Genomic DNA, 25437 nt, shown 5'->3' with positions numbered 1-25437 from the left:
TTTCACATAAAACAAAAACATCCACACCGTCAAAATGGAGTGGATGTAAGATCAGTTAGTCAATCGAGCGAAGCAATGCGCGCACCGGGCTACCGTCACCTTCCACGATTGGAAGCGGGACGGCGTTCAATTCGTAATCTCCGGGCGCGATCGCATCGAGGACGAGCCCTTCGAGGATGTGGACGCCGTTCCGCGCGAGCGCGTGGTGGGCGTCCATGTCTTTACTGTCGATGGCGTCGACCGATGGCAGGTCGAGACCGATCAAATAAATACCGAGCTGTCCCAACCGCTCGGCGAGGGATGGCGTAAGTTCCGGGATCTGGCTTGGAAATTCAGCTTTGTTCGGCCATCCGTCCGTCTTCAGGATGAGGCGCTCGACACCGGTCAAGTCGAATCCGTCCAAATCACTTGCTTCAATCTTTTGTCGCCCGGGCAAATGAATGACCCGGACCGGTCCGATGTAGAGCCCGGGGTCGAGGTCGATCACCCGCTTGCCGGCAGCGTCGAAATGGAACGGGGCGTCGATATGTGTGCCTGTATGTAGACTCATCGTCACTTTGCCGACGTTGACGGAGCCACTGTCCGCCATCGGCCAAGCGATCTCGTAGTTGAACTTTGTGTCGCCCGGCCATGTCGTGATCGAGTCGTCGAGCGGCTGTGATACGTCAATCCATTGTGTCATCGTTATGTCTCCTCACAATTTTGTCCGGACGGTCCATAGTTCAGGGAAGAAACGGTGGTCGAGGACGCGGCGCAAGTAGTTCACGCCGGACGATCCACCCGTGCCCATTTTTTGACCGATGATCCGTTCGACCGTGCTCATATGATTGAAACGCCACATCTGTTGTTGGTTGCCGATGTCGAGCAACTTCTCTCCGAGTTCATACAAGTCCCAGTACGTGTTGACGTCCCGGTACACGGCGGCCCAAGCGTTCTCGACGCTCTCGTTCCACTCCCAGTCCTGCGTCACGTCCCGGTCGAGCACGTCCGCGTCGATATGCAGTCCGCGGCGGTGCATCTCACGGGCGGTCACGTCATAGATGCTCGGTGCTTGGAGTGATGCCTCGAGGAGCGGATAGAGTGCCTCGTCATGGGCATAGACACTGAGCGTCCGTGCGTTTTTAAAGCCGAGCGCGAATTCAATCTGGCGGTTCTGGTACGATTGGAAACCAGATGACGAGCCGAGCTCGTCACGGAACTCTAAATATTCGGCCGGTGTGAGCGTCGCGAGGACGCTCCACGATTGGATGAGCTGTTGTTGGATTTTCGAGACGCGGGCGAGCATTTTGAACGATCGTTCGAGCTCACCCGTTTCAATGGCGGTCACGGCCGCAGTCAACTCATGCAAGATCAACTTCATCCACAGCTCACTCGTCTGGTGGATGATGATGAACAGCATCTCGTCGTGGTGGTCCGACAGGCGATGTTGACTCGATAAGATCGGGTCGAGCTGTAAATAGTCGCCATACGACATGTCTTTTGAAAAGTCAGTTTGAATCGATTGCTCGACTTTATGTTCGATACGTTCACTCATCGTTAATCTCCTTAAGCTACGACTTCACGGACGTTCTCGAACGCCTCGTATTCTTTATTGTCCATTATTTCTTTCAAGATCATGACGACGTCGTACACGTCGGTGAACGTGTTGTAGAGCGCGACCGGTGCGAGGCGGATGATGTTCGGCGCTCGGAAATCAGGAATGACACGGTGTTGTTTGAGCGCTTTACAGATACGAGCCGCTTCCGGATGCTCGAGGCTCAAGTGGGCACCGCGACGTTTTTCATCGCGCGGGCTGCCGATGACGAAGCCGTGCGGTGCGAGCAGTTCATCGATCAATTCGGTCATATACGTCGTTAAAGCGAGCGACTTCTCACGAATCGCTTCCATGCCGACCTCATTGAACATCTCGAGCGCGCCGAGTTGTGGCGCGAGGCTCATGACGTGCGGTGTCCCGATTTGGAACGCACCGGCATGTTCAGCCGGTGTCATCGTGTGGTCCATGTCGAACTGCTTGTCTTTTCGTGATCCGAACCAACCGGCAAGACCTGGCGTCGTCCCGAAATGACGCTCGTGGACGAACAGCCCACCGACACTTCCCGGTCCGCCGTTCAAATGCTTGTAGTTGCACCAGTAGGCGAAGTCGACGCCCCAATCATGAAACGCGTGCGGGATGGCGCCGACCGAGTGGCATGCATCAAAGCCGATCAATATGTCGCGTTCGTGTGCGGCTTTGGCGAGACGGGCCATATCAAGAATCTGACCGCTCCGGTATAACACCGTCGGCAAGACGATGAGCGCGATATCGTCGGTCATGGCGGCGATGATGTCATCCTCATTTAAATAACGACCGTCACGACTCGGCACTTGGACGAGATGTTCGGCCGGATCGAGGTCGCGTAGCAAGAGTTGGCTTTGGAGTGCGTAAATGTCCGACGGGAACGTCAGCGCATCGGCGAGAATCTTCGTCCGTTTGCCGACCGGTTTAAAGAACGTGGCGGCGAGCTGATGCAAGTTGACGGTCGTCGATCCGGTGACCATGACTTCATTGGTGCTCGCACCGATGAGCGGCGCGTTGAGTGCGGCCAGCTCTTCTGACAGATTGAACCACGGATGGCGCCCCGACATCCAGCCGTCGATTCCGAGTTCTTTCCAATCACTGAGCGATTCGAGCAACGTCTTCTCGGCTCGTTTCGATAACAGACCGAGCGAATTCCCGTCCATGTAGATCCCGTCCTGCGGCAAGTAAAACTCTCCCCGGTAGCGTGCGAGTGGGTCGCTTGCGTCTCGCGTCTCCGCATAACCGCGTGTGAAATCTTGAACCATATCATTTCCCCCTTTGACTATCGTGCCATGCTGACAAAAGCGTAGCAATCGGACGCATACGTGTCAACACGGACCGACGCATCGAGACAGCAATAGAGCCGCCATGAAATCGGCGGCTCAGACAAACTCATTTGATTTTTTTGATGTTCTCTTGACGCAACAAGCTGAACAGCGTGTACACCATCAAGATTAGAATGATCGTGAACGGCAGGGCCGAGATCAAGGAAGCGGTCTGTAGCCCCTCGAGTCCGCTCGCGATGAGCAGGACAGCGGCGATGCCACCGAGCAAGATACCCCAGACGATGCGGACGGAAAGCGGCGGGTTCAAGCTTCCGTTCGTTGTCATACTGCTGATGATGTACGTCGCCGAGTCGGCCGACGTGATCAAGAACGTGAGAATCAATAAAATCGACAAGATAGACAGGATGAAACTGAACGGTAGCTCGGCAAACGTGACGAACAAGGCGCTCGTGACGTCGGCATCGACTGCCTGGGCGATCGATGTCCCTTCAAACAAGTCGAGATGAAGGGCGGTTCCGCCGAACACAGCGATCCACATGAGCGCGATGAACGGTGGTACGACGAGCACACCGACGATGAATTCGCGAATCGTACGGCCTCGTGAGACACGAGCGACGAACGCTCCGACGAATGGCGACCAGGCGATGGCCCATGCCCAGTAGAAAATCGTCCAGTCCCGTACCCACGTCCCTTGTTGATAAGGTTGGAGACGGAGACTATAGCGGATAAAGTTTTGCAAATAGTCGCCAAGCCCGAGCGTGAACGTCTCTAAGATGAAGATGGTCGGACCGGCGAAGAAGACGAACACCATCAATACGAGTGCCGTTCCAAGGTTGATGTTACTGAGCCATTTGATCCCGCGATCGAGACCGGTCGTCGTCGACGTCAAGAACAAAGCGGTCAATACGACGATGATGAGGACTTGGACGAGTGCCGTGTTTGGCAACCCGAAGACGCTATTCAGTCCGCCATTGATTTGCAGGACGCCGAGCCCGAGCGACGTCGCGACACCCATGACCGTCGCGATGACGGCAAAAATGTCGATTGTTTGGTTGAGCGGTTGTTTGTAAGGCCGCTCTTTGATGAGCGGAGATAAACTTGTCGAAATCCGTCCATCTGTATTCCGGCGAAACTGGAAGTAGGCGATGATCAATCCGACGATGGCGAAGACGGACCATTGACTGACGCCCCAGTGAAAGAACGAATAGGCCATGGCGAGTCGGGCTCCCTCGACTGTCAGTTCAGTCGTATCCGCATATGGGGGCGTGATGAAGTGACTCATCGGTTCAGCAACGCCCCAAAAGACGAGCCCGACCCCAAAACCAGCTGAAAATAACATTCCGATCCAAGTGAAGAACGGGTATTGTGGTCGGTCGCTGTCTGCCCCGAGACGAATCTTTCCGTACTTGCTGAAAGCGAGGAAGATTAAGAAGAGGACGAAAAAGAAGACGGCTAGTAAGTAGAACCAACCGAACGACCGGGTCGTGAAGTTGAAGATACTGCCGGCGATGTCAGCAAATAATGTCGGGCGAATCGCACCGAATAAGACGAGCAGGGCAATGATGCTCGCAGAGATGTAAAACACACGATTCAAACGCGGCTTTCCAGGTGAGATGTTCATAAAGAACTCCTTTCCGAACGGACAAATATTATTGAGAACTAATAATAAATTCCCTATTTTTGAAAGTGGGAAACCGGAGTTTTCATTTACTGTGCAATCTGACAGTTGAGACTGAGCAAATCAGGGAATTAGAATGGAGACAAACATGCTGAAAGGAGAGAATTAAATGAAATTGATTGCCATCGACTTAGACGGGACGTTATTGTCGCGCACCGGTGTCATCACGGAAGCGAACCAACAAGCAATCCGGCGACGCCAGGAGCGCGGTGATTTGGTCGCCATCTCGTCAGGACGCTCAATCCATGATATCGAGGAAATTTTGAAGCGGAGCGAGTTGACGTGCCCGATCCTTTCCGGGAACGGGGCGATCGCATTTTATGAAAATGAACGTATTTACTATCACGCCCTCCCGAAACAAGTCGTTCAGGAGTTATGGGACGTGGCGCATGAGCATGATACGTACGTCGAGTTTTATACGAACGCCGGTGTCAAAGTGTTGCGCACGGGTACCGACTTGTTAAAAGGCGAATTAGATGAGGTGTTGCCGCACGACCAGTCGTTCACCCGAGAGTGGGGCGAGCGGGAGATCGAGATTCAAAATGAACAGTTCGGCCTGACGTACGTCGATACGATTGATGAGATTGATTTTGAAGCCGATGAAGTGTACAAAGTGTTCATCTATTCGTTCGATCGTCGTAAGCTGCATAAGCTACGGAAGCTTTACGAGCCGCGGACTGATATTTTGATCACGACGGCGGGATGGACGAAGATTGAAATTGGACATCCGAAGGCGAGTAAAGGCATGGCGCTGAAGCAGCTCGCCGAGCATCATCAGATCCCGCAAGAAGAGATCGTTGCGATCGGGGACAACTTGAATGATATCTCGATGTTCGAGGTGGCGGAGACGAGAATTGCGATGGGCAACGCGGTCGATCCGCTAAAAGACATCAGTACCCATATTACGAAAGACGCCGAGGCGGATGGAGTCGCGTATGCGCTTGATCGTTATGTATGAGCTGAAATTTTGAAGAAATGGTGAACTAGGGTTCGTCGCTGGGCAGAACGGCTATTGTATTAATGTAGTCCTCATTCAACGTGTTGAGCTGAAAGGGGACAACGAATGAAACAAAGATTCAGTCGTTGTTTGGCCGAGGCCGGCTCGGTGAAACGAGAGACAGCATGTCAGAAAAATCGACCTGTGTGACCGTCCTTCATATCCGATCTGTCGTCCACCTTGCGTATGTTAAAATGGCAAGGGGCAGACAAACATGATGCTTTGGGGAAGCAGACGTCAACAGGTATCGATTTTTCTGGAAACAGAGGTGAGCAGGACGAGGTTCGTGACAGATTTCATTTTTCACAGTCGAAGTGTCGCTAACATGCCAATCCGGAACCGATTTTTTGCTTCTGTGCCAGGCTATATCGACCTCTAGACGAACGTACGCTCAGAAATCATTGCGTGAATCGCGTCGATTTTCTAGCACGTATTTGACCAATCCGCTGGGACGGTCGATCGAGATGTTTCTCGATCGGGTGAAAGTCCGCTTTTTTAGAAAATGCTCACCGTTAAGCGCCACACGTGTGGCGCTTTTTCTTAGGTGATGAATGAAGGGGTGAATCTATGCCGAAATTGTACTGGCTCGGCACATTCGTGAGCGGACTGCTGCTCATGTCAATCGGAGAGGCGAGCGCGGTGCCGCGCGTCGTCCCGTATTTTTTGATGGCGGTCGGTGTGACCGGCTTTTTAGTCCAATCCTGGTTCGAACAAAAACGACGCCGTTGACACGGCGTCGTTCGTCGTTAAATCGATTCAAGCAACTGATTGAGCAGCGTATCGATGTCAGCTTGGAGCGCATCGGCTTGTCGTTGCAGCGTCATCAGTTCCTCGACGTCGTTCGTGTCGTTCATTTGAGTGAGTAGACTCTGATGATCATCTTCGAGCTGGTTCAATCGTGCCTCGTCGGCCGCGGTATCGACGGGCCGTTGCGGTTTGGCTATTTTGGCTTTCGGTTGCGAGACGGGTTCAGCGATGTGAGGTTCAACCCGTTTTTCAAGCGCGTAGGCGACATTTCCCGGGAAACGGGTGATTGTTCCATCGAGCCAATACGTGATTGGGAACAGTTTGTTCAAGAAGTACCGGTCATGGGAAACGACGACGAGCGTTCCGGTGAAGCGGTCGAGTGCTTCTTCGAGCGCCTCGCGCGCTTCGATGTCGAGATGGTTCGTCGGTTCGTCGAGAACGAGCACGTTCATGTCCTCGTGCATGAGGACCGCGAGCATGAGCCGCATCTTTTCACCGCCGCTCAAATTGCCGACCGGTTTGAACACGCTCGCTCCATAAAACAAGAACTGGGCGAGCAACTGTCGTGCCTTGCCCTCGTCGACGGCGATCCGGTCTCGGAACGCCTCGATCAATCGATGCCCGTCGTCGAACTGGACGTGCTGGGACAAGTAGCCGATTCGGGCCCGTTCCGCCCGGCGAACATCTCCGGAAGTCGGCTCGAGCTCGCCTAGCAATAGCTTCAAGAGCGTCGACTTGCCGCTGCCATTCGGTCCAACGATGGCAATCCGTTCCCCGTGACCGGCGTAGAACGAGACGTTTTGAAACACGGTCTGATCATACGTGACAGAAGCGTCTGTCACTTCAAACACATCACGCCCGGTTCGCCCGCTCGCGGAGAACGTGATGTCGGGCTGAATCGCCTCGAGTCGCGGTTTTTTGATCGTCTCGATCCGAGCGAGCGCCTTTTCCATCGATTTGGCGCGGCGGTAGAACTTTTCGTTCGGGGGATTGCCCTCGTTCGCCCATTGCCGCAACTGCCGGATCGTCTCTTTCATCTTCTTGATTTTCTTTTGTTGCTCGGTGTAGGCATGGAATTGGTCGAGCAACAGCTTCTCTTTTTGAGCGACGAACGAGCTGTAATTGCCGTCAAAACTCGTCAACTCACCGTCCTCGCATTCGACGATTCGTGTGGCGACGGCATCGAGGAAGACCCGGTCGTGCGAGACGAGCAGGAGCGTCGACGGGCTGTCCCGTAAGAACGACTCGAGCCAAGCCATCGCTTCTAAGTCTAAGTGGTTCGTCGGCTCATCGAGGATGAGCAGTTCCGGTTCTTGCAGCAGTGCCAAAGCGAGCCCGACCTTCGTCCGCTCGCCGCCGCTTAACGTGTCGAACGGGCGGTCGACAAACCGCGTGAGGCGGAGCCCGTCGATCATAGCGTTCACTTTTGAGTCGATTACATAGCCGCCGCTCTGCTCGTATCGGGTTTGGAGCGCTCCGTACTTATCTAATAACAGTTCAAGTTTATCGCTTGACGCCATCTCTGCCTCGAGCGCATGCATCGCCTCGCCGAGCCGAATCAGTTCGGCGAACGCGGTGTAGAGCACGTCGCGCCCGCTCTTGTCCGGATAGGCGGGCAATTGTGCCAAATAACCGATGTTGAGCCGTTGTTTTCGATAAATCGTGCCATCGTCCGGCGCCTCGGTGCCGACGATCAAATGGAGCAACGTCGTTTTACCGCTGCCGTTCCGTCCGACGAGTCCGATCCGCTCGCCTGCGTTCACGTGAAGATTGGCATCAACTAAGACGGCGTGGCCACCGAATTGTTTTTGAATATGTTGCATGTCGATCAACATGTAAGTTCCTCCTAAAGTCGAGGCCTATCAAAAAAACCGAGCGCAAACAAGCGCTCGGTAAGGAAGAGAGGCGCTTCGTCGTATTTTCAACAATGTCTAAAACAGGACAGACGGGTCCTATGGTTAAGCAACATCGTGAAAAATCGCACGCAAAATGTACAAATGTTCAGTTGACCAGTGCGTACGTCCGACAAAGTTCACCTTTCTCCCTCCTTTCAATCATCGATACAACTAGTGTAAGCGATTTCTTGAATTTCGACAACGGTTGAAAAACAGGAGTTCATTCGATGGACGTCGTATTAGTTAGGAATCAAAGGAGGGATGAAGATGCGCAAGGAATGGCTCGGTGCCATCAGTTTGGCGCTCGCCGCTAGCATTTGGGGCGGGATGTACGTCGTCAGTAAGTATGCGCTCGGGTTCATCGAGCCGTTCACGCTCGTCTGGATGCGCTACGCCGTAGCGTTCATCGTCTTGTTCGCGGCATGGTCGTTGTTCGGTCGTGAACAAGTGAGGCGCGAGGATTTGAAATGGATCACGCTCGTCGGTGTGATCGGTTACGTCGCCTCGATCTCATTCCAATTCATCGGCACGAAGCTGTCCGATGCCCACACCGGTTCACTCGTGACAGCAGCGACGCCGGCGTTCATGGTGTTGTTCGCCCGGTTGATTTTGAAAGAGCAGCTCACACCTGTCAAAATTGGGTCACTCGTCTTAGCGACGCTCGGCGTCATCATCGTCGTCGGCTGGCACGTCGATGGGACGTATTTGCTTGGCAGCCTCGTCTTGGTCGGTGCCGCCATCACCTGGGCGCTCATGTCCGTGTATGTCAAAGTCGCCTCGCAAACGGTCTCGTCTCTGACGATCACGACGTTCGCGATTGGGATCGCCTTCGTCTTGATGACACCACTCATGGGGCTAGAAGTCGTGCAGTCTGGCGTTCCAGACATGACGAGCGTCCTTTGGCTCAGCGTTTTATACGTCGGCATCATCTCGACGGCCGGGGCGTTCTTCTTTTGGAACAAAGGACTCGAACTGATGGATGCGAGCGTCGGGTCGTTGTTCTTCTTCTTTCAGCCGCTCGTCGGAGGTTATCTCGGTTGGCTCGTTCTCGGCGAACAGCTCGACCGAAACTTTTTCATCGGCGCTGCCTGTATCGTCACGGCCGTCACCTGGTCGACACTCGTCGAACGGCGCCAAAAGCGTCGCCTCGACGTGACGGCTTCATACGAACGAAACATTTTATAACACGAACGGTCGGCCCAATGAAGGGTCGACCGTCTTTTTAAAATCCGTGGTCATCCAATTTGTCCTGGTCGCGCTTCATCTCGAGTTCGAGCCGCTGGATTGCCAGCTTTTCTTGCTCGACTTTGAGCCGCAGCTCCTCGATGCGGGCTTTGCGCGTCTTGATGATTGTGTCCGAGGCGATGGCGATGACGGCGATGATCATGATGTAGAAAAAGAAATCCATCTGATTTTTCCTCCTCTCAGCGTCTGCTGAACAAGTCTGTGACTAGTTGTTGCGTGAGCAACGCCTCGCGTCCGTCCGTCAAAATCGGGGTATCGTCAGTCAGCGCCGTGATGAAGTGATCGATTGCTCCTTGGAAGCCGCGTTGCGTGAGCAACGTATCCCACGAACCGAACGTCTCGGTCGAATGCGAGCCGTGTTCGAAGCGATGGAGCGTCACCATTTCATCGACCGTCAACCGAAGTCCGTCCTTGATGGCGACGAGTCCTTCGTGATTGACGCCCGCCTTGCGGTGCATCGACGTCGTATGCAGGCCGTTTTCATCTTGCCAGACGTGACGTGCGAAATGGAGTCCGTTCGATGCGGTCGTCTCGATTTGTCCCGTCACGAGCCGTAAGTCGCTTCCGGCAAAATAGCGGAGCGTATCGACGACGTGCAAGTAATCGTCGAGTAACGTGAACCGGTAATCGTGTCCGCGCAATCCGTCCCCCCGGTGCTTGACGAAGTCGAGCGAGTGGAACGGGGCCGCTGCCTTCACTTGATTATACATCGGGGCGAAGCGACGGTTAAAGCCGACCATCAGCTTGCGGTTCGTACGTTCTGCCGTTTCGACGAGCCGTTCGGCCTGTTCGACGGTTGCGGCGAGCGGCTTGTCGACGTACACGTCGACGCCTTGCGCGAGTAAGTAGGAAACGATCTCGTAATGCGTCTCGGTCGAACTATGGACGAACGCTGCATCGACGGACGAGGCGAGCGAATCGAGTCCCGTGAACGATTCCATCCGATATGCCCGACAAATTTCATCCCGTTTAGCCTGTGTCGGAGAGTAGGCGCCGACGAGTTCGAACGAGGTGCTGTTCGTCAAGATGGGCAAATACGCTTTTTGGGCGATGCCGCCGAGGCCGACGACACCGATTTTCGGTTTTCTCATATGTACCACTCCTTTCTCTCATCATAACGAAAAAAGAACCGGATGACACCTACGCTTCACGCGTAAAGTCATCCGGTTCTATGTCAGAGACTGGCACTTAACACGATGTCGCCCTCGGGTGTTTGATTGCCCCGTTCAGGCTCTTTCGTGACGGCGACCGTGTCCCAATCTGTCGCTGACTCGGTCGAGTCGAGCGTATAGATGACGGTACCGTTGCCTTTATCGTCTGTGACGAACGCACCGGTCGGAATCGGAGATTCGTCCTTGAGCAACCAGACTTGATACACTTCGTTCGCCTCGAGCGGTGCGAGGCCGTTCGTCTGGACGATGAGTTGGCGATCGCCGTCTTGTTCGGCCAAGTAGGCGACCCCTTCTGATTCGCCTTCGAGTGGCACCGTATCGGTCAAGGTAATCGCGGTCGGCTCGTCTTGATTCATCAACAGATAGCCGTTACCGACGAGTGAGAGGACGAGTGCGGCCGCGAGTGCGAGCGCTCCCCACGAAGACTTCTGCTTCTTACGGGTTTCCGTGAACGGTGTGACGGGAGCCGGTTCGGCTTTGACGAGCTTCGGTTCAGTTGTGTCTTCGGCAAAGACGTTGTCGAGGATGCGAGCCTTCATGCCGCTCGGTGGTTCGGTCGGCTCAGAGAGGAACGCGACGCCTCCGACGAGTGCCTCGAGTTGTTCGAGTTCTTCTTGGCACGTTTGGCATGTTGCTAAATGTGCCTCGAAGCGAATCCGTTCGTCTTCCGTTAAATGTTGGTTGAAATAGTCGATCAATTGGTCACAGGCGTTCATCGTTCCACCTCCTTATCTATATCGTCATGGGATAGATGTTTTCGTAACTGTTTCAGCGCTAATCGAATCCTTCCTTTTACGGTACCGAGCGGGATGTCGCACGCATCGGCAATTTTCTGCTGGCTGAGACCTTGGAAATACATGAGCCGGACGACTTTTTGTTGCTCGACCGGCAACTCGGCCATCGCCGTCTCGATTTGGGCCCGTTCTTCTTGCCACTCGACCTCGGTCTCGACAGAAGGGGACGGGGAAGGAATCGCTTCAGCATATGATTCATCGAGCTGTAAATCGGGTTTGCGTTTTCGAATCAAGTCGATCGTGACGTGTCGGCTCATCGTGAACAGCCACGATTTGAACTTGCCTTTCGACTCGTCGTACACACCGCCGCCGCGCCACAGCTTGATGAAGACTTCTTGCATCGCTTCTTCGGCGAGATCGCGGTCTTTCGTCAGTTGCATGACGAACGCGTACAAGATTCGTTCGTAGCGGTCATATAGTGTTTCGAGCGCTTGCTTGTCTTTTTTCCTGACGCGCTCATACAATTCAATATCAGTCATGGCGTTCTCCTTTACAGAATTTGCGAACGGGAAAGCCCAATCCTTTAGTGGTGGGATGAACGTGAGCTTGATTTCGGAGTCCCGCTAGTCGGAATTTCAGAAATCAACAAGTATGATCTTATCCCAAGAAAATGTATCACTCTAATAAAATTAATGATACGATAAACGTATGAACAATTACAGAAGAACCAAAACCACCGTGTCGATGATCCAATATCATTTCGTGTTCTGCCCGAGGTATCGCCGAAAATTATTCGATGACGATACGTTCGAGCAACGATTCAAAGAGATCGTCCGTGACGTCTGCGAAGAGCTCGACATTCGACTCATCGCCATCGCGTGTGATCGGGACCACACACATCTATTCTTGTCGGCGTTGCCATCCCTCAGCCCGTCTGACATCATGGCGCGCATCAAAGGCGTCTCGTCGAAGCGACTACGAGAGGAATTTCCCCATCTCACACATCTCACAAGCCTTTGGACGAGATCTTTCTTCGTGTCGACGGAGGGAAGCGTCTCCAGTGAGACCATCAAGCGTTATGTCGAGGAACAAAAAACAAGGGGGTGACACCGTGTCGCAGACATTGACGGTGAACATCAAACTTCGTCCGACAAAAGAGCAACAATCGATCTTAAAGCGGATGATGCGCACCTACATCGGCACGACGAACCAGCTCGTCTCGGACATGGTGCAGGCTCGAGAAAACTTAAAGCTGACGAGCAAAAACGTGAGTTCCGATCTGCCGAGCGCCGTCAAGAATCAGGCCATCCAGGATGCGAAGAGCATGTTCAAAAAGGCGAAGAAGAAGGGCTTCCAGGTCGTCCCTGTCCTCAAGAAGCCGTACTGCACCTGGAACAACCAAAACTACTCGTTCGACTTCGAGTCGATCTCCTTCCCGGTCATGATCGACGGAAAGGTCAAGAAGACGGCGATCCGCGCCGAGATGGTCGACCCGGACAACCGGAACGCCACGCTCCTCGCCAACAAGCTCGGGACGCTCCGCATCATCAAGAAGTCGAACAAGTGGATCGCCCAGATCGCCGTCACGATCCCCACGACGGAGAAGGGGGGCACCAACGTGCTCGGGGTCGACCTCGGCCTGAAAGTCCCCGCCGTCGCATCGACAGATCGTGACAAGGCGCGGTTCTTCGGGAACGGGCGTGAGAACAAGTATATGAAGCGCAAGTTTCGTGCGAAACGGAAAGAGCTCGGTCAACAGAAGAAACTGGATGCGATCAAGAAGCTGAACAACAAAGAACAGCGCTGGATGAAAGACAAAGATCACAAGGTGAGCCGTGAGATCGTCGACTTCGCGAAAGAGAACAAGATTTCTGTCATCCGCCTCGAAAGATTGGCGAACATCCGACAGACGGCAAGAACAAGCCGTAAACACAACAAGAACCTGCACACCTGGTCGTTCTATCGCTTGGCATTGTTCATCGAGTACAAGGCAAAGCTCGAAGGGATCAAGGTCGAATATGTCAATCCGGCCTATACCTCTCAAACCTGTCCTTCCTGCGGCGAACGAAACAAAGCGAAAGACCGGACGTACGCCTGTCCGTGTGGATTCAAAAAACACAGAGATCTAGTCGGTGCGATGAACATCCGATACGCACCTGTGGTCGATGGTGACAGTCGACCAGCCTGAGAACCTATAGGGTCTGTCTCAGGAGGGGTGATGGCACACCCTCATCTGAAGGCTCGGACAAAACAGAAATGGACTGCGTTCGCACAAGCACTTCGGAATCCCACTCATCCTGAAGGGATGGGCTTGCGGCTTTAGCCGTGGGAGTGTCAATCATGAAGGGAGTCCCTTGTATTGATCTAACGGATGAAACCGTAAAATGGATGCCTATTTGATATGACTATTTTGTGAACAGTCGTATGTAACCATCGTGTTCAACGTGAACACGTGGAAGTTGCATCCCCGATTTGACGGAAGAGTCGTAAATTCAAGTAGGTGAGCAGCTGATGTGTCGCGTAGCTGAAGAGCGCCGCCGTGACGAGTGTCATGACAAGCGCGGGCCCGTTTGACAGCGACTGATGCCAGAACGGATACGTCCGCACGCCGGACAAAAAGGCGAAGACGAGGGCGAAACCGATCAGGATTCCGCTATACTGACAGTAGTACCGACTTAATCGATTTTTCATGTCGCTCATTCCTTTCGTCCTTTTACTATACGAGATGGGGTATGACGACACAAGGAGGATGACCATGAAACGATTTACGAACGAGGGGCGGACGCTCGTCTGTTTTGATTTCGACGAGACGTATTTCCCGCATGCGTGTACGGCTGAACAGCTCGAGCACTTGCGGCGGCTTGAAGATTTTCTCGAGCAGCACTCCCATCGGTTTTCGACGATGTGGGTGACGGGGAGCTCGCTTGAGACGATTGCTGAGAAGGTGAGGCGGGCCGACATGCGCTACTTTCCGCATCGGATCGCCTCGAGCCTCGGGACAGAGTTATACCATGTCACAACTGCAGGAGAACTCGAGCTAGACTCGAACTTCCAGTCACTGTTCCCGTCTGATTTCTCTCGCCGTGTCGAACAGGTCGTGACTCACCATGCGCTCACGATTGAGCCGCAGACGAACATGGGGACGAACGCGTGGATGCACAACTATTATTACTTCGGTGAAGATGAAGTCGAGCTAGAGCGTATCCAAACGGCCGCTCGTGATTTTGGGATCGCGGTCAACGTCAGTCGCTGCAATCCGCTCGCCGGAGATCCCATCGGGGCGTATGATATCGACTTCATCCCACGCGGAGCCGGGAAGACCGCCGCGGTCGATTACGTCTGTACCCGCTGTGCATTTCAAGTAGGCGAAGCGTATGCGTTCGGTGACAGTGGGAACGACTTGGCGATGTTGAAGCACGTCGGTAACGGATACGTCCTCGGCAACGGGACGGAGCAAGCCATGTCTGAGCACGATCGTGTGACCGCGGGAAGTTATGCGGAAGGAATACTAGAGGTGTTGATGCGGTTTGTGCAGGAGACACGGTCGCACTAGTTCACTTCATGCACTTTAAGCGAAACGGAGTGCCGATTGTTGCGCGCTCGCGAGCAAATGGGACCGAACCGTTCTCGTGGAAAAATCAAATGAGACGTGACTGTGCCAAAGTTCGGTGAACACGGTCACGAGGGCGGCTTCCGCCAAGTCAGGGCGTGTAGTCAAACGCAGTGTGACGGCGTATAATATGCGTTCGTAACGGTCGTATAGGAGTTCTAAAGCGAGGGCGTCTTTTTGTTGGATGCGTTCGTACAATTCGCGGTCGGTAATAAATGACATTGTAAACTCCTTCAGAGGGTCCAGTTCTCTCATGTTTTGGTCGCGGTGGTCAATCGGCTAAATAAGTAATGGTTATATTTCACTAATCACCGTGCCGTAAACGGTTACTTTGACCGCGGAGCACATTCAAAAACACCCGAAGAACCGTTTGTGCGGGTCTTCGGGTGTTTTAGGTCAAAATGAATGATAGCAGTGGGGGCAAGTTTGGCTACTGCCCGGTGCCCGTTTGAACGTCTGTTTACAGTTCGGGCACGTGACGGTCTTGCTCTCTTGACCGAACAAGCTTCCGCGGTTGAATAAGACGTCTTTCAAGTTCGGCAACGCCTTGGCGGCAAAAATCATGGAAATAAATAAGAAGATGGCCAAAACGGCCAACATGACGTATGTCATGACGGGCGTACCCCTTTCACAAAAGATTCGTTTCTTCTAGCATACGGGAAATTACTCAAACGTACACCTTTAGATTAGAAATAAGAACAAACGTTCTGTATAATGAATGTAACAAAGGAGGGGGCAGGATGAAGGATGAAGTGACGCGTTGGATGCGGATGGGCCGGGTCGTCGAATTGATGTATGTGGATCGTCACGGGATCATCTCGAAGCGACGGGTCAAGTTGATGAAGCTACAAGGGGAACAAGTAATCGCATGGGACATCATGAAGCAAGCCCGGCGGACGTTTTGCATCGAGCGCATCCTCGCCTGCCTCCCGATGGTCGACCGGAAATTTGGAGGAGAAGAGGGAGTCGGATGACGCCACTCCCCAAATGTTCGGCGCCGGCAGAACGCGCACTGCCGCCTCTACTGATACGCTCGAACAACTCACGGCTTATCCGAGAATGAAGATCGCCGTGATGCATGGTGTCGGACCGAGTGTGTTTCGATTGTTAAAGAGTGCTTTCGCTGAACAAGGACTTCGGTTCACGGATAGCGAAATGAATTCCTAGTCCCGTTATGGGCTAGGAATTTTCTAGTTAGACGTATGTTTTCCTATGAAAGAGGGAAGTAATATATTTGTCATCTCTATTTCAGCCTAAAATCTAGTACCATGACGATAAGGTTTGTTAACCTAGCGACACCCATGAGAAAGGAAGTACACAGCATGAGGACGAAACATTTATCCGCCATTCTAGGAAATGAGATGGATGATATCGAATGTGATCCATGGGTGACCGGAATTGAAACAGATTCCAGAAAGGTCAGTCCAGGGAATTTGTTTATATGCATCCGTGGTTATACGGTGGACGGACATGAATTCGCCGAAGACGCTGTCTCTAAAGGAGCAAGCGCGGTGATTTCTGAATCTCCGCTTGACCTCGAGGTGCCAAACATTGTCGTTGCCGATACGAAACGAACGGCCGGAGTGGTGGCGAGCGCGTTTTACGACCACCCGTCCCATCGGATGCGAATTTACGGCGTCACCGGTACGAACGGGAAGACGACGACTGCTACGTTAACATATGATTTATTTCGTTTATCAGGACGTCCGGTCGGGATTGTCAGTACGATTGGAGCCCGTTATAAAGATAAGAAGTTAAAGACGCCTAACACGACGCCAGAAGCCGTCGTCTTGCACCGCATCTTGGCCGAAATGGCAGATGCCGGGGTGACCGACTGTGTCGTCGAAGTATCGTCGCACGCCATGATGGAAGGGCGCGTCGAAGGAGTCCGCTTCCATGCGGCGGCGTTTACGAACTTGACGCACGACCACCTCGACTACCACCGTTCAATGGATGAATACGCACGGGCGAAAGCGCGTCTATTCGAACAAGTTGAAACGACGGACGGCGACGCCATCATCTTGAACGCGGAAGACCCGGCGAGCGAGACGATGGCCGCATTCGCACCGACGCGGCGGAAAGTCATGTACAGTACGCACGCAGACGTCCCGGCCGATATTCAAGTCATCTGGCTAGGTCACACCGTCCGCATCAAAATGAACGCGATGACAATCGAAGCACCTGTTCACTTTATGGGATCGTTCAACGCTGCCAACTTGGCCGCGGCCATCGGTCTCGTCTCGACGTCGGAGCTCATGCTTCGCGCGATTATCGATAATGTTCCAGGGCTCACACTTCCGAAAGGTCGTCTCGAGCGGCTTGACACGGAAGATGCGGAGATTTATATCGACTACGCCCATACACCGGACGGGCTTGAAAAATGTCTGTCCACTTTACAAAAAGGGGAGCGGCAGCTCGTCGTCGTCTTGAGCGCGGCCGGAGACCGTGACCCGACGAAACGGGCTGAGATGGGACGCATCGCGAGCCGCTATTCGGACGATTTGATTGTGACGGTACACGATGTCCGAACCGAAAATCCGAAGCAGATCATCGACGGGCTGCTCGAAGGGGTCGACGCGGACACGCATTATGTGACGTTTGAAGCACGAAGAGACGCGTTGCACCACGCGGCCGTGCAAGCGCTCGACGGCAAGCGCATCGTCGTCGTCGGAAAAGGGCACGACCATGTCGAACGTGTCGGCAGCGAAGCGATCCCGTTCAATGAATCGGATATCTTGTTAGAAGAACTGAAAAAATTAAAAGGCCAAGAACCGGCCGTTTGAATTTCATTACCAAGCATACAGAAGAAGGGCTGAATCGTTGGATTCAGCCCTTCTTTGACGTTTAGTCGTTCATGCGGACGACGGTCCGGCCACTCAGCTCACCGCGCATCATCGCCTCGGCTTGACGCGGGACGTCATGGAGCGGGATCTCGTGCACCATCTGGTTGAGTACGTGCGGTTCGATCAGCTCGTGTAGACGCTCCCACGCCGTCACTCGTCTTGCGATCGGCTGCATGACCGAATCGATGCCGACGAGACGGACGCCTCGCAGGATGAACGGGTAGACGGTCGCAGGAAGTTCGTGCCCTCCAACTAGTCCACAAGCGGCGACGGTTCCTTCGTATCGGGTTTGGCTTAAAATATTTGCGAGTGTGTTACCACCGATCGAGTCGATCGCAGCATCGAACCGTTGGCGAGCGAGTGGTCGGGGGGTTCCTTCCAATTCACTGCGTGGTATTGTCTGTTCAGCACCGAGATCAGTTAAATAAGATGAATCTGTTTTTCCAGTCGAGGCAATGGCGTGATAGCCGAGTTTATGGAGCAAGGCAATCGAGAAACTTCCAACTCCTCCGGATGCTCCCGTGACGAGCACTTCTTGACCGGGATGAACGCCTTCGTGTTCGAGTGCCTCAATCGCGAACATGGCGGTCAGTCCGGGTGTCCCGATCGTGATGGCATCTCGCATGTTCATGCCTTTCGGTAATTTCACGAGCCAATTTCCTGGAACTTGTGCAAACTGGCTGAAGCCACCGAAATGACGCTCACCAATGCCAAAGCCGGTCGCGATGACTTCGTCCCCAGGCTTGAAATCAAGATGATCAGATTCGGTGACTTTCCCGACAAATTCGCAGCCTGGGATGAACGGATAATGGCTGACGATTTTGCCCGATCCGGTCAATCCAAGGGCGTCTTTGTAGTTGAGTGCCGAATAATGGACCTCGACGAGGACGTTGCCGTCCTCTTCTTTAGGTAGTGAGTCGAGCTCGACCTCAGTCACCTCGGAATGGAGTCGGTCGTCACGCTTGTCGAGCACGAGTGCTTGAAATGAGTCGTTCATTGTAAATTGGCCCCTTTCTGTATGGCAAATCTGTTCCCTTTGTATCATTACCCACTCTGGAAAATATATACGCGAATGTTTCGTTATAACGAGGTGTGGAATGGTACAATGTAGTAGATTCAATTAGAGTGAGGAGGAATGAAGCATGCGGCACGACGACTATGAGTTTGATGAAGAAGTAGAAGTAGAAGAAGGCGAATTGTTCAACGTATACGACATTCTGCCACCAGATGGAACTATTCTCGAAATGGCGACTGCCGAAGAGATGGTCCGCGCGGCGGAGCTTGAAGCGACACATAACGCGCTCGAGCGAATCCAAGAATCAAACTTCCAGTTGTCAGGAGTAACGTTTAAAGAGTTACTGACAGAGTTCGAACGATACGAGCAAGAATCGATGGAATTCTGGACGGGCGTATATAGCCGACTGCGCATTCCATGGGCATGGACGATTCGAATCGATGTGGCCAATGGCCCGATTCACGTCGTCAATGATCGTGACATCTTTATCGATGAGGCAGACTTCGAAGAGTACGATTTTGAAGAGTTTGCCGATGATGACTTTGAAGATGAGACCGATAACCAAAACTGAATCCAAAACGTCTTTCCCTTATTCAGAAGGGAAAGACGTTTTTTTGACTTCGCTCATGTCCATACGCATACGCATCACTTCCGTGGCACCGAACCAGAGTCCGACGCTACACAGCAGGGACACACCGCTCACCAACGCTCCGACGATCGCGATATCTCCAATCATCGTGAACGATAGCACGAGGCTGAATATCCCGAAAAACAGCAATCCTCCCGCTATAGTCTTCATACATCACGCCACCCTTTCTCATTTGATTTGACTCTAGTGTAGCCGGTCAAACGAGACAGGGTTGGTCTATTTTTATACCTGGTTGAAAATTAGATGAGGTCGTGGATGGTATACGTTTTTCCATTGACAAACGGCTTGTCGATCAACTGCTCGACGAGGACGCGGCCGACCGTCTCAGGCGAGCGGAGTTTTCCTTCCGTCTCGTAAGCTTGAAACTGTTCGACATCTTGAAACGCTTCTCGTGAAGACGCGCGGATCGTCTGTTGCATGGATGTGTCCATCACGCCCGGGTTGAACAAGGCGAGGCGATGTCTCGTTCCTTCTAGTTCGAGCGCGACGGTCTCACTAAAGTGGTCGAGTCCAGCTTTCGTGCCGCAGTAGGCGCTCCACCCCGAGATCGGACGTTTGGCGGCACCTGACGTCACGTGGATGAGCGAGACGGGCACATCGTAAGCGAGGACGGCGTTCGTGATCAGCATCGGGGCGAGCAGATTCGCCTGAACGTGAGCGGTGAGCTGCTCCGTGTCGAGGTGGCCGGCCCGATGAATCGGTTCGATCAACGCCGCATTTTGGATGATGAGTAGCGACGTGGCGTCAGCGATGTACGGATTGATTTGGTCAAGGGCTCGAAGTGTACTCGATACGTCGGATAAATCGACTTCGATATGTTTGAACGTTAAATCGCGTGATTGCGAGCGTGATAGGTTGATGACGTCGTAGTTTCGTCTCGACAGTTCTTCGGCGACAGCACGGCCGAGACCGCGTGACGCACCGGTGACAAGGGCAAGTTTCAAATAAATTCTCTCCTATTCGTGAATCGTTTTTCGAAAACCGTAGAAGGGGCGGAAGTTCAAGCGTTCATAATACGTATGCGAGGAAGCGCTCGCGAGCATCTCGAGTCGTGTCTCAGGATAGAGTGCATGGACGTGTGTCAATAACCGTTCCCCGAGGCCAAGCCGGCGGTGCGAAGCAGCGATGAGCAACTCGCACACGTAAAGGCTGACTTTTGTGTCGGTCAAACCGCGAAGATAGGCGATCACGTGTCCCGTTTCAGACTCGATGACGAAAGCGATGTTCGAGCGGCGCCATGCTTCTTTTGTCAACTCATCTTGACGAACGAGCTGGTGCCAGCTCTCAGCTTCGTTCAACGCTTGAATCTGTTCAAAATCTCGTTCATCGTAAAGACGGATGATCATCAAGACGCACCCACTTTCACTTCAATCGCTTTCATCACATCAAACGCCCCCTCTGACTCGTTCGAACAGACGACAGAAGTGACTTCTAAAGCAGGGTAATAGGCGGAATGGAAGCTGACACCGGGATCGTAGCCCATCACGTGATATTTGAATACCTCTTCGTTAGGTTCGAGTTGGATCCAGGCGCCATACCCGTAATGTCCGCCCCGGTCATTGACGGTCACGTGAGGTGTCAATAACCGCGTTGTCATCTGTTGACCGAGAAGACGATGCCTGAGCAACGCGTCCCATAGTTTGGCCATGTCGGCCACCGTCACGAACGCCCCTCCGTCCGAACCGCCTTTGACGGGAATAGAGTACTGATTTGTCCGCCATGAACCGTCCGGATTGTTGATATAGCCGAGCGCCGTATCGGCAGGCAGGGCGTCAAGCGAGAAGTAACCGGAGTCGGTCATGCCGGCCGGTGTGAAGACGAACTGTTCGATGTAATCCGAGAACGTCAATCCGCTCGCTTGTTCGACAATGAGACCGAGCAAAATGTAACCGGCGTTATTATAGTGGAATTCGCCGATTTCATGTTTCATTGACTGTTGCTGGAACATGGGCAAAAAGTCGCTCAATCGTCTTAGCTGATACATCGGACGTTGTTGCCATAACTCTTCAAAGTCGTCCATGACGGATTCATCAAAATAGTCCGGGATGCCTGACGTATGAGTGAGCAACGTTTCGACTGTCACACGTGTATCAAACTTAGGTAAATCAAGGGATAGACAGTCTCGGAGCAGCGAAGTGAACGCCAGCTTCCCTTGTTCGACGAGCTGACAGATGGCGATCGCCGTGAACAACTTACAGCCAGAGGCGATCCCGAACCGAGTCACGTCACGGTTTGGCAGTCGTTCGGAACGATTCGCATATCCTTGTTGTCGTTCAATTAATAGGTCGTGCTTTCGGACAGCGAGACATGTGCCTGAAAAAGCGGATGAGATTTCAAAATCTGACCAATTAGTATTCATGAGTGGACCTCCGACGTTTGGCTGTTCCTTTCCGTTTCTAAGTATGTAAATCATACCATTACACATTAACCTAAATAATGGAAAAATGATAGGTGTCATTCTTATGGTGAGGCGATTTTGCAGATGAAAAAACACCGTTCGAACTGATTCATTTCAGCAGGAACGGTGTTTTTGTAAAGAGGCAGGTCACCCGCCGCTCGCTTTTTCTTCGAGCTCGGTTTCGGTCGTTCCAAGGTTGTTCAAGTACACCTCGTATCTCGGGAGCCAGTACCGGTACGATACCCAGACGAGACCGCTCGTCGCGGCGAACAATGTCAGCGTCGCTGGCCAGAACCAGCCCGAGACGATCCCGTCCGCATAGGCGAGACCGATCGGAGAGAAGACGAAGTAGACGAACACCATCGAGGCGACGAGGATGATTGACGTCGAGATCGCATGACGCCAAGGTTTCACCCGACCGAGGTCGATCCGGATCGGCTTGATTTGTTGCATCGGACGCAGTTTGGCGAACAACAACATGATACTCGTCTCGATGACGAACAAGATGCCGTAGATGTGGATGAAGTTGATGCCAAGGTCAAATCCGAACCACTGTTTCATACCCCAGACTAAGAAGTAGTACGTGATGACGTGGAAGCCGATGACGATTTTAGCGGCGATCGGCGGCACGCGCTTGACGAGCATGCCAATCAAGACGACGACGAGAATCGGGATGTTGAAGAAACCGGTGAAACGGCGAATCAAGTCCCAAAGACCGTCCGGCGCGTACATCAAGTTCGGTGCGACGAAGAACGAGACGAGCGCGACGAACGTCCCGAACCATTTGCTGACCCGGATCAAATCTTTGTCCGAGGCATCGGGTTTGAACTTCGGTTTATAAATGTCGAGCACGAACAGTGTGGCGATACTGTTCAGCAATGAGTTGAACGAGCTGAACACCGCGCCGAGCAAGACGGCGAGGAAGAAGCCCATGAGCCACGTCGGTAACAAATCGGCGATCAAACTCGGATAGGCGAGGTCTGCCTTGTCCATGTTCGTGCCGTATAAGTGAAACGCGATGATGCCTGGAAGCAGCATAAAGATCGGAACGAGCAACTTCAAATAACCGGTGAAGAGGACACCTTTTTGTCCTTCGGCGAGGTTTTTAGCCCCAAGAGCCCGTTGAATGACATATTGATTCAACGCCCAGTAGAACAAGTTCGCGAAAATCATTCCGGTGAAGATGGATAGGAATGGCACCGAGTCGTTCGATGACCCGATCGCGTTCAACTTTTCAGGGTTCGACGTCGCGATCGTCTTCATCCCTTCGACGACGCTGCCGTCACCGAGTGCGATAAAGCCGAGCGTCGGGACGAGGAAGCCGATGATGATGAGCCCGATGCCGTTGAGTGTATCCGACACCGCAACGGCGCGGAGGCCGCCGAAAATGGCGTAGATAGCGCCGATGATACCGATGAACCAAATGACGAGCCAAAGTGACTGTTCAAAGCTGATTCCGAGCAGTTCGGGCACGTCGAAGAGCTGAAGGACCGCGAGGCCGCCGGAATAGAGCATCGACGGAATCGTGACGCACATGTAACCGAACAAGAACAAGAGGACGGTCAAGCGCCGGACGTCCTCGTCATAGCGTTGACTTAAAAACTCAGGAATCGTCGTGATCCCGATGCCGAGAAAGCGTGGCAGTAGGAATAGTGCCATGATGATGGCGGCAATCCCGGCCGTCACTTCCCATGCCATCGCCGACATGTTGCCGGCGAACGACTGCCCGTTCAAGCCGATCAACTGCTCGGCCGATAAGTTTGTGAGCAGGAGTGACCCGGCGATGAAGAGACCGGTCAGCCCGCGACCAGCCAAGAAATAATCATCGGCGCTGTCGACTTTTCCTTTTGTCAGGCGATAGGATACGTAAGCGACGAGTCCCATGAATAAGGCTCCGGTCACTAATATGTATATAACTTGTTGAATCGTCACTATTTATCCCTCCTTGTATTACTTCTTATCTATAAGTACTTTTCGTAATTACCCGCCTGGCACGATAATTATTTCCCATCATCGCTTTTGTAAACAAACCGTAACAAAGCTCACACGAAAAAAGACACCTGAAACGTCAGGTGTCAGAAAAAGCGAAGCAATGAAGTGGCGACAGTGAAGTAGATGATCAATCCGAGATTGTCCACGACCGTCGTGATGAATGGACCCGAGGCCACGGCCGGATCGAGTTTCAGGCGGTTGATCAAGAGCGGGACGAGTGTACCGACAATCGTGGCAACGCTCAGTGAGGCGAAAATCGACAAGCCGACGATCATGCCGATCAAGGCGCTATCGTACAGGACCGTGATGACCCCGAAAATAACGACCATACAGGCGAGTCCAAGCAGGACACCGGTTCCGAACTCCCGGCGAATCATCTTGGCGACATTTTTCCGATTGATCGTGCCGAGCGCAATCGAACGTACGGCGACGACGAGCGACTGGGTGGCGGCGTTTCCGGCCGATCCCATGACGAGTGGCATGAAGACGGCGAGCAAAACGATCGTCTCGAGCGTATCTTCAAATCCACCGATCGTCGATGCGGTGATCATCCCGAGGAACATGAGGCTGATGATCCAAGGGGCACGTTTTTTCGCTGCCTCGACCGGGCCCATGTTGATGTCAGACGAGCCTTTCGTCGCGGACAGCTCTTCAAAGTCTTCGGTCGTCTCGCGTTCGATGACGTCCATGACGTCGTCGACGGTGATGATGCCGAGCAGGTGATCATCGCTATCGATGACCGGGAGCGCGAGCAAGTCATACTTTTGGACGGTTCGGGCCAAGTCTTCTTGATCGGCCATGACGTGGGCCGAAACGACCCGCCGCCCCATGATGTCAGCGATGAGATGGTCGAGCGGGGAAACGATCAAATCACGGAGCGACACAACGCCGACGAGACGTCGGTCTACATCGATTACATATAAATAGTAAATTGTCTCAGCTTCAGGACCGAGATCACGCAACTCTTCGAGTGTCGCCCCGATCGTTTTGTCGGCCTGTAACACGATGAACTCGGTCGTCATGATGGCACCGGCCGTATCATCTGGATAGCGCATCAAGTCTTTGACCTCGGTCGCCTCGGTCTCGTCCATCTGTTCGAACAGTTCGTTCATGAAATCGTCCGGAAGTTCGGTCATGAGGTCGGCGGCATTATCCGAGAACATATCGTTTAAGACGCTGACCGCATACGGGCGTGGCATTTCTTGGATGAACTGCTGTTGTTCATCGAGCTCTAATTTTTCAAATAAATCGGTGTACTCTTCAGGTGATAAAGCGCTGTATACAAACGCTCGATCGGGTTGGTTAAGTTCGATGAAGATGTCGGCCTGTTCACCCGGGTGAAGTGTTAAAAACACGTCGCGGAAATCGACCGGATCCCCTTTTTGGATGAGCGCTGTCACTTGGGCTTCATGACGCGCGCGTTCTGTACGTTCGATGGCCATCGACTCACTTCCTTTTCTAAAGTCATTTTTCGTATCCTGTCGTTATCGTACCTTAATTTGAAAAGAAAAAATAATGGATTTTATTCACAGTTCATACATCGTGTATCCATCCCAACCGTTGCTCTCTCCTTGTTCATTGATTCACAACCGTTTGTTCATTCAGTTTGACTTATATT

At 53.0% G+C, this 25437-nt stretch carries 28 protein-coding genes; 9 read left to right on the top strand and 19 right to left on the bottom strand.

Going from position 1 to position 25437, the window contains the following annotated elements; all coding sequences use genetic code 11:
- Positions 1–55: 55 nt before the first annotated feature.
- The 4 genes from kynB to EVJ21_RS08105 form a co-directional block, all read right to left on the bottom strand.
- Positions 56–682, bottom strand: coding sequence for an arylformamidase (kynB, locus tag EVJ21_RS08120; RefSeq protein ID WP_131490301.1), 627 nt, complete (start codon positions 680–682; stop codon positions 56–58).
- A 12-nt stretch (positions 683–694) separates the two neighbouring features.
- On the bottom strand, positions 695–1534 hold the full coding sequence (gene kynA / locus EVJ21_RS08115; RefSeq protein WP_131464779.1) for a tryptophan 2,3-dioxygenase: 840 nt from the start codon (positions 1532–1534) through the stop codon (positions 695–697).
- Positions 1535–1545: 11 nt separating this feature from the next.
- Positions 1546–2823 (bottom strand): kynureninase, encoded by a 1278-nt coding sequence (gene kynU / locus EVJ21_RS08110; protein WP_131490300.1) that lies wholly within the window; start codon positions 2821–2823, stop codon positions 1546–1548.
- Positions 2824–2950: 127 nt separating this feature from the next.
- Entirely contained in the window at positions 2951–4465 is a 1515-nt protein-coding gene (locus EVJ21_RS08105) for a BCCT family transporter (RefSeq protein ID WP_131490299.1), read from the bottom strand.
- A 166-nt stretch (positions 4466–4631) separates the two neighbouring features.
- Between EVJ21_RS08105 and EVJ21_RS08100 the strand changes: the two genes are divergently transcribed.
- Together EVJ21_RS08100 and EVJ21_RS15440 are read left to right on the top strand one after the other, a co-directional pair.
- Positions 4632–5480, top strand: coding sequence for a Cof-type HAD-IIB family hydrolase (locus EVJ21_RS08100; protein WP_070329442.1), 849 nt, complete (start codon positions 4632–4634; stop codon positions 5478–5480).
- A 606-nt stretch (positions 5481–6086) separates the two neighbouring features.
- The gene (locus tag EVJ21_RS15440; RefSeq protein WP_167615757.1) at positions 6087–6248 is read left to right on the top strand and encodes a hypothetical protein; all 162 of its coding nucleotides are present in this window, start codon (positions 6087–6089) and stop codon (positions 6246–6248) included.
- A 17-nt stretch (positions 6249–6265) separates the two neighbouring features.
- Here EVJ21_RS15440 and abc-f read toward each other — a convergent pair whose 3' ends face one another.
- Positions 6266–8101, bottom strand: a complete 1836-nt coding sequence (gene abc-f, locus EVJ21_RS08095) for a ribosomal protection-like ABC-F family protein (RefSeq protein WP_131490298.1) — start codon at positions 8099–8101, stop codon at positions 6266–6268.
- Between the two features lie 327 nt (positions 8102–8428).
- Between abc-f and EVJ21_RS08090 the strand changes: the two genes are divergently transcribed.
- Positions 8429–9346, top strand: a complete 918-nt coding sequence (locus tag EVJ21_RS08090) for a DMT family transporter (protein ID WP_070329172.1) — start codon at positions 8429–8431, stop codon at positions 9344–9346.
- 37 nt (positions 9347–9383) lie between these two features.
- Here EVJ21_RS08090 and EVJ21_RS08085 read toward each other — a convergent pair whose 3' ends face one another.
- From EVJ21_RS08085 to EVJ21_RS08070, 4 genes are all read right to left on the bottom strand, one after another.
- Positions 9384–9569: a hypothetical protein gene (locus EVJ21_RS08085; protein ID WP_070329171.1), complete on the bottom strand. Its 186-nt coding sequence runs from the start codon at positions 9567–9569 to the stop codon at positions 9384–9386.
- A 16-nt stretch (positions 9570–9585) separates the two neighbouring features.
- Positions 9586–10497: a Gfo/Idh/MocA family protein gene (locus EVJ21_RS08080; RefSeq protein ID WP_131490297.1), complete on the bottom strand. Its 912-nt coding sequence runs from the start codon at positions 10495–10497 to the stop codon at positions 9586–9588.
- 83 nt (positions 10498–10580) lie between these two features.
- Positions 10581–11294 (bottom strand): anti-sigma factor, encoded by a 714-nt coding sequence (locus tag EVJ21_RS08075; protein ID WP_070329169.1) that lies wholly within the window; start codon positions 11292–11294, stop codon positions 10581–10583.
- Positions 11291–11851, bottom strand: coding sequence for an RNA polymerase sigma factor (locus tag EVJ21_RS08070; RefSeq protein ID WP_070329168.1), 561 nt, complete (start codon positions 11849–11851; stop codon positions 11291–11293). Before EVJ21_RS08070 ends, EVJ21_RS08075 begins: the two co-directional genes overlap by 4 nt.
- 169 nt (positions 11852–12020) lie before the next feature.
- Between EVJ21_RS08070 and tnpA the strand changes: the two genes are divergently transcribed.
- Positions 12021–12419, top strand: coding sequence for an IS200/IS605 family transposase (tnpA, locus tag EVJ21_RS08065; protein ID WP_083274143.1), 399 nt, complete (start codon positions 12021–12023; stop codon positions 12417–12419).
- A gap of 4 nt (positions 12420–12423) precedes the next feature.
- Positions 12424–13500: an RNA-guided endonuclease InsQ/TnpB family protein gene (locus EVJ21_RS08060; protein WP_131490296.1), complete on the top strand. Its 1077-nt coding sequence runs from the start codon at positions 12424–12426 to the stop codon at positions 13498–13500.
- Between the two features lie 251 nt (positions 13501–13751).
- Here the strand turns inward: EVJ21_RS08060 and EVJ21_RS08055 are convergent, their stop codons facing one another.
- Positions 13752–14003 (bottom strand): hypothetical protein, encoded by a 252-nt coding sequence (locus EVJ21_RS08055; protein WP_070329166.1) that lies wholly within the window; start codon positions 14001–14003, stop codon positions 13752–13754.
- Between the two features lie 64 nt (positions 14004–14067).
- Between EVJ21_RS08055 and EVJ21_RS08050 the strand changes: the two genes are divergently transcribed.
- The gene (locus tag EVJ21_RS08050; RefSeq protein ID WP_161568955.1) at positions 14068–14865 is read left to right on the top strand and encodes an HAD-IIB family hydrolase; all 798 of its coding nucleotides are present in this window, start codon (positions 14068–14070) and stop codon (positions 14863–14865) included.
- 15 nt (positions 14866–14880) lie between these two features.
- Here EVJ21_RS08050 and EVJ21_RS08045 read toward each other — a convergent pair whose 3' ends face one another.
- Complete coding sequence (locus EVJ21_RS08045; RefSeq protein ID WP_131464765.1) at positions 14881–15144, bottom strand: hypothetical protein; 264 nt, start codon at positions 15142–15144, stop codon at positions 14881–14883.
- Between the two features lie 174 nt (positions 15145–15318).
- Positions 15319–15534 carry a zinc-ribbon domain-containing protein gene (locus EVJ21_RS08040; protein ID WP_236636574.1) on the bottom strand — a complete coding sequence of 72 codons (216 nt, stop codon included), beginning with the start codon at positions 15532–15534 and terminating at the stop codon, positions 15319–15321.
- A 128-nt stretch (positions 15535–15662) separates the two neighbouring features.
- Between EVJ21_RS08040 and EVJ21_RS08035 the strand changes: the two genes are divergently transcribed.
- Both EVJ21_RS08035 and EVJ21_RS08030 read left to right on the top strand, forming a co-directional pair.
- Positions 15663–15896 carry a hypothetical protein gene (locus EVJ21_RS08035; RefSeq protein ID WP_070329164.1) on the top strand — a complete coding sequence of 78 codons (234 nt, stop codon included), beginning with the start codon at positions 15663–15665 and terminating at the stop codon, positions 15894–15896.
- Between the two features lie 294 nt (positions 15897–16190).
- A complete protein-coding gene (locus EVJ21_RS08030; RefSeq protein WP_328591040.1) occupies positions 16191–17705 on the top strand; it encodes a UDP-N-acetylmuramoyl-L-alanyl-D-glutamate--2,6-diaminopimelate ligase in 1515 nt (504 codons plus the stop codon).
- A 61-nt stretch (positions 17706–17766) separates the two neighbouring features.
- Here the strand turns inward: EVJ21_RS08030 and EVJ21_RS08025 are convergent, their stop codons facing one another.
- Positions 17767–18762, bottom strand: a complete 996-nt coding sequence (locus tag EVJ21_RS08025) for an MDR family oxidoreductase (protein WP_131490294.1) — start codon at positions 18760–18762, stop codon at positions 17767–17769.
- A gap of 145 nt (positions 18763–18907) precedes the next feature.
- On the opposite strand from EVJ21_RS08025, the gene EVJ21_RS08020 reads away from it, so the two are divergent.
- The gene (locus tag EVJ21_RS08020) at positions 18908–19351 is read left to right on the top strand and encodes a hypothetical protein (protein WP_070329160.1); all 444 of its coding nucleotides are present in this window, start codon (positions 18908–18910) and stop codon (positions 19349–19351) included.
- 18 nt (positions 19352–19369) lie between these two features.
- Here the strand turns inward: EVJ21_RS08020 and EVJ21_RS08015 are convergent, their stop codons facing one another.
- The 6 genes from EVJ21_RS08015 to mgtE form a co-directional block, all read right to left on the bottom strand.
- On the bottom strand, positions 19370–19579 hold the full coding sequence (locus tag EVJ21_RS08015) for a hypothetical protein (protein WP_070329159.1): 210 nt from the start codon (positions 19577–19579) through the stop codon (positions 19370–19372).
- 89 nt (positions 19580–19668) lie between these two features.
- Positions 19669–20373, bottom strand: a complete 705-nt coding sequence (locus tag EVJ21_RS08010) for an SDR family NAD(P)-dependent oxidoreductase (RefSeq protein ID WP_131490293.1) — start codon at positions 20371–20373, stop codon at positions 19669–19671.
- Between the two features lie 12 nt (positions 20374–20385).
- Positions 20386–20775: a GNAT family N-acetyltransferase gene (locus tag EVJ21_RS08005; protein ID WP_131490352.1), complete on the bottom strand. Its 390-nt coding sequence runs from the start codon at positions 20773–20775 to the stop codon at positions 20386–20388.
- Entirely contained in the window at positions 20775–21788 is a 1014-nt protein-coding gene (locus tag EVJ21_RS08000) for a serine hydrolase domain-containing protein (RefSeq protein WP_131490292.1), read from the bottom strand. Before EVJ21_RS08000 ends, EVJ21_RS08005 begins: the two co-directional genes overlap by 1 nt.
- A gap of 186 nt (positions 21789–21974) precedes the next feature.
- Positions 21975–23759, bottom strand: coding sequence for a solute:sodium symporter family transporter (locus tag EVJ21_RS07995; RefSeq protein WP_131439401.1), 1785 nt, complete (start codon positions 23757–23759; stop codon positions 21975–21977).
- Between the two features lie 143 nt (positions 23760–23902).
- Positions 23903–25261: a magnesium transporter gene (gene mgtE, locus EVJ21_RS07990; RefSeq protein WP_131490291.1), complete on the bottom strand. Its 1359-nt coding sequence runs from the start codon at positions 25259–25261 to the stop codon at positions 23903–23905.
- Between the last annotated feature and the right edge of the window lie 176 nt (positions 25262–25437).

The sequence above is a fragment of the Exiguobacterium sp. SH0S2 genome (assembly GCF_004337185.1).
In the GTDB taxonomy this organism is placed as follows: Bacteria; Bacillota; Bacilli; order Exiguobacteriales; family Exiguobacteriaceae; genus Exiguobacterium; species Exiguobacterium aurantiacum_A.
Note: the sequence above shows the minus strand (reverse complement) of the source record. Positions and strands in the feature narration are given on the sequence as shown.